Annotated in this window: 12 protein-coding genes and 1 riboswitch; of the genes, 9 read left to right on the top strand and 3 right to left on the bottom strand. The window is 69.5% G+C overall.

The features are described from left to right. The first annotated feature begins 80 nt into the window (after positions 1–80). The gene (locus tag OG509_RS11710; RefSeq protein WP_406182278.1) at positions 81–1,328 is read left to right on the top strand and encodes an Ig-like domain-containing protein; all 1,248 of its coding nucleotides are present in this window, start codon (positions 81–83) and stop codon (positions 1,326–1,328) included. 22 nt (positions 1,329–1,350) lie between these two features. Here the strand turns inward: OG509_RS11710 and OG509_RS11705 are convergent, their stop codons facing one another. Continuing rightward, positions 1,351–1,752 (bottom strand): hypothetical protein, encoded by a 402-nt coding sequence (locus tag OG509_RS11705; RefSeq protein WP_385591494.1) that lies wholly within the window; start codon positions 1,750–1,752, stop codon positions 1,351–1,353. Positions 1,753–1,951: 199 nt separating this feature from the next. Here OG509_RS11705 and OG509_RS11700 point away from each other — a divergent pair, with 199 nt between their 5' ends. From OG509_RS11700 to OG509_RS11675, 6 genes are all read left to right on the top strand, one after another. Further along, positions 1,952–2,572 (top strand): heme-copper oxidase subunit III, encoded by a 621-nt coding sequence (locus tag OG509_RS11700; RefSeq protein WP_030156112.1) that lies wholly within the window; start codon positions 1,952–1,954, stop codon positions 2,570–2,572. A 76-nt stretch (positions 2,573–2,648) separates the two neighbouring features. Further along, the gene (locus tag OG509_RS11695) at positions 2,649–3,458 is read left to right on the top strand and encodes a c-type cytochrome (RefSeq protein WP_406182275.1); all 810 of its coding nucleotides are present in this window, start codon (positions 2,649–2,651) and stop codon (positions 3,456–3,458) included. Then, positions 3,455–4,513 (top strand): Rieske 2Fe-2S domain-containing protein, encoded by a 1,059-nt coding sequence (locus OG509_RS11690; protein WP_406182274.1) that lies wholly within the window; start codon positions 3,455–3,457, stop codon positions 4,511–4,513. The genes OG509_RS11695 and OG509_RS11690 overlap by 4 nt, the downstream gene beginning before the upstream one ends. After that, positions 4,510–6,138, top strand: coding sequence for a cytochrome bc complex cytochrome b subunit (locus OG509_RS11685; RefSeq protein WP_406182272.1), 1,629 nt, complete (start codon positions 4,510–4,512; stop codon positions 6,136–6,138). Before OG509_RS11690 ends, OG509_RS11685 begins: the two co-directional genes overlap by 4 nt. Before the next feature lie 166 nt (positions 6,139–6,304). After that, entirely contained in the window at positions 6,305–7,369 is a 1,065-nt protein-coding gene (gene trpD, locus OG509_RS11680) for an anthranilate phosphoribosyltransferase (protein WP_406182270.1), read from the top strand. Positions 7,370–7,569: 200 nt separating this feature from the next. Beyond that, positions 7,570–7,686: riboswitch (SAM riboswitch) on the top strand. 254 nt (positions 7,687–7,940) lie between these two features. After that, positions 7,941–9,323, top strand: coding sequence for an aminotransferase class V-fold PLP-dependent enzyme (locus OG509_RS11675; protein ID WP_406182269.1), 1,383 nt, complete (start codon positions 7,941–7,943; stop codon positions 9,321–9,323). A 51-nt stretch (positions 9,324–9,374) separates the two neighbouring features. On the opposite strand, the gene OG509_RS11670 is transcribed toward OG509_RS11675, so the two are convergent. After that, positions 9,375–9,656: an Lrp/AsnC ligand binding domain-containing protein gene (locus OG509_RS11670; protein ID WP_030291798.1), complete on the bottom strand. Its 282-nt coding sequence runs from the start codon at positions 9,654–9,656 to the stop codon at positions 9,375–9,377. After that, on the bottom strand, positions 9,653–10,375 hold the full coding sequence (locus tag OG509_RS11665) for a rhomboid family intramembrane serine protease (protein WP_406182267.1): 723 nt from the start codon (positions 10,373–10,375) through the stop codon (positions 9,653–9,655). The genes OG509_RS11670 and OG509_RS11665 overlap by 4 nt, the downstream gene beginning before the upstream one ends. Positions 10,376–10,502: 127 nt before the next feature. Between OG509_RS11665 and OG509_RS11660 the strand changes: the two genes are divergently transcribed. Both OG509_RS11660 and OG509_RS11655 read left to right on the top strand, forming a co-directional pair. Beyond that, positions 10,503–10,742 (top strand): hypothetical protein, encoded by a 240-nt coding sequence (locus OG509_RS11660; RefSeq protein ID WP_008738811.1) that lies wholly within the window; start codon positions 10,503–10,505, stop codon positions 10,740–10,742. Positions 10,743–10,782: 40 nt separating this feature from the next. Then, positions 10,783–12,147 carry an NYN domain-containing protein gene (locus OG509_RS11655; protein ID WP_406187542.1) on the top strand — a complete coding sequence of 455 codons (1,365 nt, stop codon included), beginning with the start codon at positions 10,783–10,785 and terminating at the stop codon, positions 12,145–12,147. Positions 12,148–12,260: the final 113 nt, after the last annotated feature.

Genomic DNA, 12,260 nt, shown 5'->3' with positions numbered 1-12,260 from the left:
CCTCCAATGGAGGAGTTCGGGCCCCTCGTTTGCAGTCACCCCGCGCGCAGCAATGGTCATACCTTCATAGCGTGGGCTCCATGAAGCACTCACCGCGTCTTTGGACGGTACTCAGCTGCTCCGTGCTGGTGGCGTCCCTCGGGGCCGGCGCCACCGCTTGCGGGCCCGGAGACAACCCGCTGTCAGCCCGCCCGTACGACGCGGGCGACCAGGTCGTCTTCAACCAGCCGCCGGGCGGCCGGCCCGTCGACCCCGAGAAGCCCTTGGAGATCACCGCCAAGGGCACCGGCGGCAGCCGGATCACCGACGTGTCCGCCGTGGACTCCCAGGGACGCCGTCTCGCGGGCGAGCTGAGCGCCAAGGGCGACCGCTGGCACAGCACCGCCCCGATGGCCGCCGGTGCCCACTACACGGTCCTGGTGAACACCGAGGACGAGCGCGGCGCTCCGGGGCAGCGCAGGCTGACGTTCGAGACCACTCCGGCCAAGCAGGTCCTCAAGGTCGAATTCGGGCCGGACGAGGGCAAGTACGGCGTCGGACAGCCCCTCACGGCCGAACTCAACGAGCCCATCTCGGACAAGGCCGCCCGGGCGATCGTGGAGCGCGGCCTGGTCGTCTCCACGCCGGCGGGCGTCGAGGGCGCCTGGCACTGGGTGGACGACAAGCACCTGCACTTCCGCCCCAAGGACTACTGGCCCGCCCACTCCACCGTCTCCGTACGGAGCAATCTGGAGGGCATCAAGATCTCCGACGAGTTCCACGGGGCCGCGGCCAAGCCGCTGACGCTGGAGATCGGGGACCGCGTCGAGGTCACCACGGACGCGTCCGCGCACTACCTCACGTTCGAGCGCAACGGAGAAGTGATCAACACCATTCCGGTGACCACCGGAAAGCCCGGATTCTCCACCCGCAACGGGGTCAAGGTGGTGCTCGGCAAGCAGTACTTCGTCCAGATGCGCGGCGACACCGTCGGCATCGGCGGCAGCGAGTACTACAACCTGCCCGTCTACTACGCGACCCGCGTCACCTGGAGCGGTGAATACGTGCACGCCGCGCCGTGGTCCGTTGACTCGCAGGGCTCCGAGAACGTCAGCCACGGCTGCACCGGCATGAGCACGGGCAACGCCGCCTGGTTCTACGAGAACATCACCGAGGGCGACATCATCCGGGTGATCAACAGTATCGGCGACGACATGGAGCCCTTCGGCAACGGCTTCGGCGACTGGAACCTGGACTGGAAGGAGTGGCGCGACGGCAGCGCCCTCCTCAAGGGCACCCAGGAAGGCCGCAGTCCGATCGACCAGGCCCGGCTGCGCCCGCAGGTCTGAGCCCGGCCGGTCCGGCCGCGCGTCAGGCGGCCGACGACAGCCGGGAACGCACCAGGCCCGCCAGGGCGTCCGCGAACTCCACCGGGTCGACCGGAAGGGTCACCGCCGCGTCCGCACGGCTCCAGGTGGCCAGCCAGGCGTCCTGCGGACGCCCCATCAGCAGCAGCACCGGCGGGCATTGGAAGATCTCGTCCTTGATCTGCCGGCACACGCCCATGCCGCCGGCCGGAACCGCCTCGCCGTCCAGCACGCACACGTCGATCCCGCCCGCGTCCAGCTCGCTCAGGACGGCCGGGAGCGTGGCGCATTCCACGAACTCGACCGGCGGCAGGTCCGCGGCCGGCCTGCGCCCGGCCGCCAGCCGCACCTGCTCGCGGGTGCTCGCGTCGTCGCTGTAGACCAGAACCCGTGCAGTCGACCGCATTTCGTTCCTCCACGGTGCCGTGAATCACGTTGATGTTGCGCGGGATGCTACTCCGTCCGACCCGCTGTCAACATCGGTTCGGACAGCCTCGCCGATGAAGGTTCCGGGGCCGATCTGATGGGCCGTTCGGGCCTTGCACACGCCCCTGACACTCCGAACGGCACCCCCCGGGGTGAGGGCGGGATAAGCGACCGACATAATGTCGGTCGTGGCGACAGCAACGACAGTAGATACCGGGCACGCGCACCCGACGGTCAACCGGCCGAACCTCGTCAGCGTCGGAACCATCATCTGGTTGAGTTCCGAGCTGATGTTCTTCGCGGCCCTCTTCGCGATGTACTTCACCCTGCGATCCGTGACAGGTGCCGAGTACTGGTCAGAGCAGGCTTCGGCCTTGAATCTGCCCTTCTCGGCGACGAACACGACGATCCTGGTGCTTTCCTCCCTCACCTGCCAGCTCGGCGTATTCGCAGCCGAGCGCGGTGACGTGAAGAAGCTCCGGTCGTGGTTCATGATCACATTCGTCATGGGTGCGATCTTCATTGGCGGCCAGGTGTTCGAGTACACCGAGCTGGTCAAGCACGAGGGCATGAGCCTCTCGTCCGGTCCGTACGGCTCCGTGTTCTACCTGACCACCGGGTTCCACGGTCTGCACGTGACGGGCGGTCTCATCGCCTTCCTGCTGGTCCTCGGCCGGACGTACGCGGCCAAGAGGTTCACCCACGAACAGGCCACGTCGGCCATCGTCGTGTCCTACTACTGGCACTTCGTCGATGTCGTCTGGATCGGCCTCTTCGCGACGATCTACCTGATCAAGTAGCGAACACGTCACCGGGCCAGACCCGGCACTCCATCCAGAAACACCGACGCAGAAGATCCTGACACCGGGGTAATCCGTGAAAAAGCTCTCCGCACGACGACGCCATCCGCTGGCGGCGGTCGTCGTTCTACTCCTCGCGCTGGCGGCCACTGGGGGGCTGTACGCCGCCTTCGCCCCCGCGGGCAAGGCGCAGGCCGATGAAACCGCCCAGTCCCTCGCCATCGAGGAGGGCAAGAAGCTCTACGCCGTGGGCTGCGCAAGCTGCCACGGAACCGGCGGTCAGGGTTCCACTGACGGCCCCAGCCTGGTCGGCGTCGGCTCTGCGGCCGTCGACTTCCAGGTGAGCACGGGCCGCATGCCCGCCCAGCAGCCCGGCGTGCAGGTGCCGAAGAAGCCGGTCATCTACGACCAGGCGCAGATCGACCAGCTCGCCGCCTACATCGGCTCCCTCGGCGCCGGCCCGATGGTGCCGACCGCCAAGCAGTACGACCCGGCGGGCGCCGACATCGCCAGGGGTGGTGAGCTCTTCCGCAACAACTGCGCGCAGTGCCACAACTTCACCGGCGAAGGCGGCGCTCTGACGAACGGCAAGTACGCCCCCAACCTCGAGGGCGTCGAGCCGAAGCACATCTACGAGGCCATGCTCACCGGCCCGCAGAACATGCCCTCCTTCCCGGACAGCACCATGCCGACGAAGGAGAAGAAGGACATCATCGCGTACCTCCAGCACGTGAACGGCGAGCAGTCGGTCAGCCCTGGCGGCCTGAAGCTCGGTGGCCTCGGCCCCGTTTCCGAGGGTCTGTTCGGCTGGATCTTCGGCCTGGGTGCGCTGATCGCTGTCGCCGTCTGGGTCGCGGCCCACACCGCTAAGGCCAAGAAGTCATGAGTAGCCAAGACATTCCCGAAGAGAAGCACCTGCCGAGCGAGCAGGGCGACGCGCACCACGGTGGCGTAGCAGTCGCGGACGACCCGTTCGCCGACCCGGGCCTGCCGGTCCACAAGCCCCGTATCCAGGACATCGACGAGCAGGCCGCGAGGCGCTCCGAGCGCACCGTGGCGATGCTGTTCACGCTGTCGATGCTGGCCACGATCGGCTTCATCGCCTCGTACGTGACCATCCCGGTCGACAAGATCGTCTACATCTTCCCGATCGGGAAGGTGAGCGGGCTCAACTTCGCCCTCGGTCTGACCCTGGGCACGGCCCTCTTCTGCATCGGCGCGGGCGCGGTCCACTGGGCCCGCACCCTGATGTCCGACGTCGAGGTCGCCGACGAGCGCCACGAGATCGCGGCGCCGCCGGAGCTCAAGGCGAAGGTCATGCAGGACTTCGCCGACGGCGCGAACGAGTCGGGCATCGCCCGCCGCCCGCTGATCCGCAACACCATGCTCGGCGCGCTGTCGATGCTGCCGCTGTCCGCTCTCATGATCATGCGCGACCTGGGCCCGCTGCCCGAGGAGAAGCTGCGCAAGACCGTGTGGGCCCGGGGCAAGCTGCTCATCAACGACAACACGAACGAGCCGCTGCGTCCCGAGGACGTGCTGGTCGGTTCGCTGACCTTCGCCAGGCCCGAGGGCCTGGAGGAGGCGCAGCACGACTTCCAGACGCAGATCGCCAAGGCCGCCCTGATGATCGTCCGCATCAAGCCGGAGGACATCAAGGACAAGCAGGAACTTGAGTGGTCCCACGAGGGCATCGTGGCCTACTCGAAGATCTGCACCCACGTCGGCTGCCCGATCAGCCTGTACGAGCAGCAGACCCACCACGTGCTCTGCCCGTGCCACCAGTCCACCTTCGACCTCTCCGACGGCGCCCGAGTCATCTTCGGTCCGGCCGGCCACGCGCTTCCGCAGCTGCGGATCGGCGTGAACGGTGAAGGCTTCCTCGAAGCGCTCGGCGACTTCGAAGAGCCCGTCGGTCCTGCATTCTGGGAGCGCGGATGAGCACTGCCACTGATACCAAGCGCTCCGCGCCCTCCAAGGGCGAGCGGGTAGCGGACTGGGCCGACGGACGCCTGGGCATCTACAGCCTGGCCAAGTCCAACATGCGCAAGATCTTCCCGGACCACTGGTCCTTCATGCTGGGTGAGATCTGCCTCTACAGCTTCATCATCATCATCCTCACGGGTGTGTACCTGACGCTGTTCTTCCACCCGAGCATGAACGAGGTCGTGTACCACGGCTCGTACGTGCCGATGCAGGGCGTCCAGATGTCCGAGGCCTTCGCCTCGACGCTGGACATCAGCTTCGACGTCCGCGGTGGTCTGCTCATCCGGCAGATCCACCACTGGGCGGCGCTGATCTTCGTCGCCGGCATGGTCGTGCACATGATGCGCGTCTTCTTCACCGGCGCGTTCCGCAAGCCGCGCGAGGTCAACTGGATCTTCGGCTTCCTGCTGCTGGTCCTCGGCATGTTCACCGGCTTCACCGGTTACTCCCTGCCGGACGACCTGCTCTCGGGCACCGGTGTCCGCTTCATGGAGGGCGCGATCCTGTCCGTGCCGATCGTCGGCACGTACATCTCGTTCTTCCTCTTCGGCGGCGAGTTCCCCGGCGGCGACTTCGTCGCGCGGTTCTACTCGATCCACATCCTGCTGCTGCCCGGCATCATGATGGGCCTGCTGGTGGCCCACCTGATCCTGGTCTTCTACCACAAGCACACCCAGTTCGCGGGTCCCGGCAAGACGAACAACAACGTCGTCGGCATGCCGCTGCTGCCGGTCTACATGGCCAAGGCCGGAGGCTTCTTCTTCCTGGTCTTCGGTGTCATCGCGGCCATCGCGGCGATCGCCTCGATCAACCCGATCTGGGCGCTCGGCCCGTACCGCCCGGACCACGTGTCCACCGGTGCGCAGCCCGACTGGTACATGGGTATGCCGGAAGGCCTGATCCGTGCCATGCCGGGCTGGGAGATCAACCTGTGGGGCCACACGCTCGTCCTGGGCGTGTTCATCCCGCTGGTCATCTTCCCGGTGGTGCTGGGCTCGATCGCCGCCTGGCCGTTCATCGAGTCCTGGGTCACCGGGGACAAGCGCGAGCACCACATCCTGGACCGCCCGCGCAACGTCCCGACCCGTACGGCCTTCGGTGTCGCCTGGATCGCGGAGTACATCGTGCTGCTGATCGGCGGTGGAAACGACATGTTCGCGCAGTACTTCCACCTCTCGATCAACAACATCACGTGGTTCGTCCGGATCGGCTTCTTCGTCGTCCCGGTCCTCGCGTTCATCGTCACCAAGCGCATCTGCCTCGGTCTCCAGCGCCGGGACCACGACAAGGTGCTGCACGGTCGCGAGACCGGCATCATCAAGCGCCTGCCGCACGGTGAGTTCGTCGAGATCCACGAGCCGCTCTCGCAGGCCAAGCTGCACACGCTGACCGCGCACGAGCAGTACAAGCCGGTCGAGATCGGCCCGACGGTCGACGAGAACGGCGTCGAGCGCAAGGTCGGCCGCAAGGAGAAGCTCCGCGCGAAGCTCAGCAAGGGCTTCTACGCCGAGAACAACCAGATTCCGAAGCCCACGGTGGAGGAGTACAAGGAGATCCAGAGCGGCCACGGCCACCACTGATCCCGCTTGAGGGACTGATTCAGGTCAGTCCTGGTGTCGCCACGGCAAGAGCCCCGTCCAGTGTCCGGACGGGGCTCTTTGCCGTCCCCTGGGCTGGATAGGCTGAAGCCCTTCCCAATCGAGTGGGCCCCGACACCGGGTGGCCGATCAACAGCAGGAGCGGACCATGAACGTTGCGACCCCGGCAGGCGGCGACAGCGTGGCGGCCCGCGGCTGGCCGGGCCTCCTCGACGCCCTGCTGACCGGCCAGGACCTGCGCGCGGACGAGACCGCGTGGGCCATGGACAGGATCATGCGGGGGGAGGCCACGGACGCCCAGATCGCCGGCTTCGTGGTGGCGCTGCGGGCCAAGGGGGAGACGGTCGCGGAGATCAACGGCCTCGTACGGTCCATGTACGGGCACGCCAACCTGATCGAGGTGCCGGGCCGGACGGTGGACATCGTCGGCACGGGCGGCGACGGGGCCAAAACGGTGAACATCTCCACGATGTCCTCGATCGTGGTGGCCGGTACGGGCGCGAAGGTGGTCAAGCACGGCAACCGGGCCGCGTCCTCGGCGAGCGGTTCCTCGGACGTTCTGGAGAAGCTCGGGGTCAATCTGGACCTCACCCCGGCGCGGGTGGTCGAGGTCGCGGAGGAGGCCGGCATCACCTTCTGCTTCGCGGTGAAGTTCCACCCGGCGCTGCGGCACGTGGCGGCGGCCCGCAAGGAGCTGGGCATCCGGACCACGTTCAACTTCCTCGGCCCGCTGACCAACCCGGCGCGGGTACGGGCGCAGGCCACGGGCGTGGCGGACGCGCGGGTGGCGCCCATCGTGGCGGGCGTACTGGCGGAGCGGGGCTCCTCGGCGCTGGTGTTCCGCGGGGACGACGGTCTGGACGAGCTGACGACGACCGCGACCTCGCGGGTGTGGTGGGTCCGCGACGGCCGGGTGGACGAGCAGTCGTTCGACCCGCGCGACGTCGGCATCCCGCTGGTCGACGTCTCGGCGCTGCGGGGCGCGGACGCCTCGTACAACGCGGACGTGGCCCGCCGGCTGCTGGCCGGCGAGACGGGCCCGGTGCGCGACGCGGTCCTGCTGAACTCGGCGGCGGCCCTGGTGGCCCTGGACCCGGGCACGGGCCCCCTGGAGGACCAGATCCGCACCGCGATCGCCCGCGCGGCCGAGTCCATCGACTCGGGCGCGGCCCGCGCGGCCCTGGACCGCTGGGTGGCGGCGAGCAACGCGTAGCGACCCGGCGCGAGGCCCCGGTGCCGTGTCGGCCGGAGCCACCGGCCGCGCCCCGACGGCCGGAGGCCGGCGCAGCCGGGCGAAGCCCGTGAGGCCGCCCGCGGCCGAGCGGTGCGAGAACGGCGTCGAGGAGGAGACCCCGGTCCAGCATGCGGACCGGGGTCTTGTGCGTGGGGGATCTTGTGGCAGGATGCTGACCAGGTCACGAGTGACAGCGTTTTGGCCCCGGCTCGCTGTCCGGCAACCCTCCTTCCGTGGCGGGGTGCCCCGGGTGATGACCAGGTCGTAGGCAGAAAGGCCTGCGGCAAGCGCGGATCCCTCGGCACCAGGGGTCCTGGTCCCTCGAGGAGCTTTTCCGTGAGCAAGCGAATGCGATAGGGCGACTCCGCCCCTTCTTCACCCTCCGTGCGGTCCTGAGTCGTCCGTGCGTCGAGGCAACTCCCGTACCACTGGCACATGTGCATCCGCACATCCGCTGCATCCGCATACCCGTTTCCGCGGACGCGTGCAGCGTGCACCCACGTACGGGCCGTCCGAAGCCATTCAGCCTGTCCTGCCGGGAGACACCGCCATGTCCACGTACCCGAACGCCGCCACCACCGCCACCGACGCCGTCGACCCCGCCTGTGCCCAGCCCCTTCCGGTCCTCGGCCGGGACGTCACCGTCCCGCTCGTCACCGGCGGCGAGGTCACGTACGCGGCCCTCGACTACGCGGCCAGCGCCCCCGCGCTGCAGCGGGTCTGGGACGACGTCGCCGCCTACGCCCCGTACTACGGCAGCGTCCACCGCGGCGCGGGCTACCTCTCCCAGCTGTCCACGGACCTCTTCGAGCAGAGCCGGGCGACGGTCGCCGAGTTCCTCGACTGCCGTCCGTCCGATCAGGTGATCTTCACCCGGTCCACCACCGACTCGCTGAACCTGCTCGCCGCCGTACTGCCGGCCGACTGCCAGGTGTTCGTCTTCGAGACCGAGCACCACGCCTCGCTGCTGCCGTGGGGGGACGCGCAGGTCACGTACCTCAACGCGCCGCGGACCCCGGCCCAGGCCGTGGCGACCCTGGAGCGGGCGCTGGCCGGGCGCGAGCCCTACGGCCCGGCGCTGGTCTGCGTCACCGGCGCGTCCAACGTCACCGGTGAGCTGTGGCCGGTGAAGGAGCTCGCCGCCGCGGCGCACGCCCACGGCGCGCGGATCGTCCTGGACGCCGCCCAGCTGGCCCCGCACCACCCCGTCTCCGTGCAGGAGCTGGACGTGGACTGGGTGGCCTTCTCCGGGCACAAGCTGTACGCGCCGTTCGGCTCGGGCGTGCTGGCCGGCCGCGCGGACTGGCTGCAGCAGGCGGAGCCGTACCTGGCCGGCGGCGGCGCCTCCCGCAAGGTCGCCCGCCGCGCGGACGGGGGCGTCGACGTCGAGTGGCACACGACGGCGGCCCGCCACGAGGCCGGCTCCCCGAACGTGATCGGCGTGTACTCGATCGCCTCGGCCTGCAAGGCCCTGACCGAGGCGGGCTTCGAAGGCCTCGTCGCCCGCGAGCGGCATCTGATCGCCAAGGTCCGGGGCGGCCTGGCGCAGGTCCCGGCCGTCCGCATCCTGTCCCTCTTCGGCGACGACGCCCCGCGGGTCGGCGTCATCTCCTTCGTGGTGGACGGCTGGAACAGCTCGCACTTCGCGGCGGCGCTGTCGGCGGAGTACGGGATCGGCGTCCGCGACGGCCTGTTCTGCGCCCACCCGCTGGTCCGCACCCTGCTGGGCAGCGAGCCGCAGGCCCAGGGCGAATGCGGAGCCCCCGAGGCGGCCCCGGGCGAGCGCTCCCTGAACGCGATCCGCGTCAGCTTCGGCGCCGGCACCCCGGACGAGCACGTCGACCGCTTCGTGGGCGCCGTGAAGGAACTGGTCACCTCCGGAGCCAAGTGGCAGTACCGCACCGAGGAAGGCCGCTGCGTGCCGGCCGTCTGACAGGCCGCGGTCCATGACGTACCGGGATCCGACCCGGTACGTGAGGGCTCGTTACGCGTCGAGGCCGATGGCGAAGGCCGCTTCCAGGTCGTGCTGGGAGTACGTGCGGAAGGCCACGTGCGTGTCCGTCGCCTCGACGCCCGGGATCTTGCTGATGCGGCCCGGGATGATGTCCGCCAGGTTCTCGTGGCGGGCCACGCGGACCAGGGCGATCAGGTCGTACGTCCCCGTGACGGAGTAGACCTCGCTGACGTTGTCCAGCGCGGCGATCGACTCGGCGATCTCGGGGATCCGGTCCACGCTGGTCTTGATGAGCACGATCGCGGTGATCACGGCTGGCTGTCTCCCTCGGTGGCCGTCGCTGGTCGCCTCACTCTAGTCGTACGCCGATAGCGCACCCACGCGTAGACGAAGCCCAGCGAGAAGCCCACCAGGTGGGCGAGGTACGCCACCCCCGGGCCGCTGCCCGCGCGGTGCGCCGCCACCCACTGGAGGGCGAACCAGAACAGCAGGACCATCCACGCCGGGAAGCGGAGCGGGAGGAAGAGGAGGAAGGGGAACAGGCTGGTCACCCGCGCCCGCGGGAACAGGCACAGGAAGGCTCCGAGCACCGCCGAGATCGCGCCCGACGCACCCACCAGCGTCTGCGGCGAGGAGGCGTTGGCCGCCGCGTACGCCGCCAGCGCCAGGTAGCCCGTACAGATGTAGAAGGACAGGAACTCCGGCCGCCCCATCCGCTCCTGCGTCATCACGCCGAAGACGTACAGGAACAGCATGTTGCCGAGCAGGTGCAGCCAGCTGCCGTGTACGAACAGGGCGGTCAGGGGTGTCAGCAGGGCCCGCGCCGAGCCGGTGAAGAGCTCGTCCGGGACCACGCCCCAGCGCCGGAAGTACGCGGTCCCGCTCTCCACCAGCCGCTCGCCCGTCCCGTACGAGGGATTCGTCCCCGAGGCCGGGCCGAGCAGGAACACCACGCAGCAGCCCGCGATCAGCGCGTGGACGACCACCGGGCCCCGGGCGGCCTCCCGGAGGGCCTGCCACTTTACGATCATGCGATCGAGCATGACCCAAGTGGACCCGCCCCGAGCACCGGCAGGCCGTAGGGTTACGTGCTGCGGTCCGGCGATTGACGCGGACGGCGGCTTTAATTGAATCAGCTACGAAGGAGAGAGCGGCCTGATGACGGTTCCCCTGCCGACCGACACCACCCGGTGGCGCTGCACGCTGTGCGGCAACCTCACGCGTTTCGACGTCACTCGTTCGTCGAAGGTCGTGGAGTACGTCCACCTGGATCTTGCCGGGGAGCCCAAGGTCGAGGAGCGCGAGGTGGTCAATGAGACCATCGAGTCGGTCCGCTGCCGGTGGTGCAACGCGGTGGACCAGATCGAGCTCGTGGACAGGCCGGGCGCGGACTCCTGACGGAGCCCCGCCCACAGGTGAATGACGGTAGGGGTGACGGATTGTGGAGCCAGCAAGCGGCGCTGAGCCGGCCGACGCGGCCGGCGACGCCGCCGAGGTGCTCGACCGCCCGCTGCCGGAAGGCGTGCGGCGCCGGGTCGTCGCGCTCGTCTCGGACGCCTTCGGCGGACTGACGGTCGCGGACCTCCCGGCGCAGCTGCGCCAGTACGCCCGGTTCACCCCGACCCGGCGCGCCAAGTTCGCGGGCAACGCCATGGCCGCGGCGGTGGAGGCGGACGCCGTCTTCCGGGGCCGCGTCGCCGAGAAGCTGCGCGAGGCCCAGGCCGAGCTGGCCGGAGCGCTGGAGTCCGGCGCCCCGCCGGCCGCCGCGGACCCGCTGGACGTGGCGGCCGCCGCGTACGTACTGCGCCCGGTCGGCTGGGTGAAGCTGGTGGCCGCCGCAGGCGAGGAGGCGCAGCGCGCCGACGCCGAGCGGGTCGGCGAGGAGACCCGGCGCGAACTGGACCGGCTGCGCGAGGAACTGGCCCATGCGCGGGACGCGCAGCGCCTCGGCGGCGAGCAGGTACGGGCCGAGCTGGACGCGGCGCGCAAGGAAGCGGAATCGCTTCAGCGCAAGCTGCGCAGCGCCCAGAGCGATGTGAAGCGCGGCGAGGCGGCCCTGCGCAAGGTCACCGCCGAGATCGACGGGATCCGGGGCGACGCGGCCGCGCAGGTGGCGGCCGCCGAGAGCGAGACCCGGCGCCTCAAGTCCCGCCTCGCGGAGGTCGAGACGGCGCTGGAGACCTCCCGCCGGGCCACCCGCGAGGGCCGCAGCGTCGAGGACATGCGGCTGCGGCTGCTGCTGGACACGGTGCTGGACGCGGCCCAGGGGCTGCGCCGCGAGCTGGCACTGCCGCCGGTGTCGACGCGGCCGGCCGACACCGTGGACGCCGTGGAGCCGGGCCGGATGACCCCGAAGGACATCGCGGCACGCGCCCTGTCGGAGACGGATCCGGCGCTGCTGGACCAGTTGTTGGCGCTGCCCCAGGCCCATCTGGTGGTCGACGGCTACAACGTGACGAAGACCGGCTATCCGACGATGCCGCTGGAGAAGCAGCGGCTGCGGCTGCTGGGCGGGCTGTCGATGCTGGCCGCGCAGACGGGCGCGGAGATGACCTGTGTCTTCGACGGCGCGGAGCTGGCGGCCCCGGTACTGCTCGCGCCGCCGCGCGGGGTACGGGTGCTGTTCTCCAAGCCCGGTGTGACGGCGGACGAGCTGATCCGCCAGCTGGTGCGGGCGGAGCCGCCCGGCCGGCCGGTGGTCGTGGTATCCACCGACCGCGAGGTGGCCGACGGCGTGGCGAAGGCCGGAGCCCGCCCCGTGACGTCCGCTTTGTTGCTGAAGCGGCTTTCGCGCGTTTCGTAACTCGTCGACGGAATGCCCGATTTGGCAAGGCGGACAGGGAACGTACCGTCAAGTGCCCTGCACAGAGCGTGGGCTGTAGGTAAAGAACCTGGTCGGTGGCCAAGTTTTTTGCC

Origin of the sequence: Streptomyces sp. NBC_01006 (assembly GCF_045162725.1) — a bacterium.
Taxonomy (GTDB): Bacteria; Actinomycetota; Actinomycetes; order Streptomycetales; family Streptomycetaceae; genus Streptomyces.
Note: the sequence above shows the minus strand (reverse complement) of the source record. Positions and strands in the feature narration are given on the sequence as shown.

Bases quoted from the DNA above. Each gene is read 5' to 3' on its own strand.
- OG509_RS11710 (WP_406182278.1), top strand. From the start codon at position 81: ATGAAGCACTCACCGCGTCTTTGGACGGTACTCAGCTGCTCCGTGCTG.
- OG509_RS11705 (WP_385591494.1), bottom strand. From the start codon at position 1,752: ATGCGGTCGACTGCACGGGTTCTGGTCTACAGCGACGACGCGAGCACC.
- OG509_RS11700 (WP_030156112.1), top strand. From the start codon at position 1,952: ATGTCGGTCGTGGCGACAGCAACGACAGTAGATACCGGGCACGCGCAC.
- OG509_RS11690 (WP_406182274.1), top strand. From the start codon at position 3,455: ATGAGTAGCCAAGACATTCCCGAAGAGAAGCACCTGCCGAGCGAGCAG.
- OG509_RS11685 (WP_406182272.1), top strand. From the start codon at position 4,510: ATGAGCACTGCCACTGATACCAAGCGCTCCGCGCCCTCCAAGGGCGAG.
- trpD (WP_406182270.1), top strand. From the start codon at position 6,305: ATGAACGTTGCGACCCCGGCAGGCGGCGACAGCGTGGCGGCCCGCGGC.
- OG509_RS11675 (WP_406182269.1), top strand. From the start codon at position 7,941: ATGTCCACGTACCCGAACGCCGCCACCACCGCCACCGACGCCGTCGAC.
- OG509_RS11665 (WP_406182267.1), bottom strand. From the start codon at position 10,375: ATGATCGTAAAGTGGCAGGCCCTCCGGGAGGCCGCCCGGGGCCCGGTG.
- OG509_RS11660 (WP_008738811.1), top strand. From the start codon at position 10,503: ATGACGGTTCCCCTGCCGACCGACACCACCCGGTGGCGCTGCACGCTG.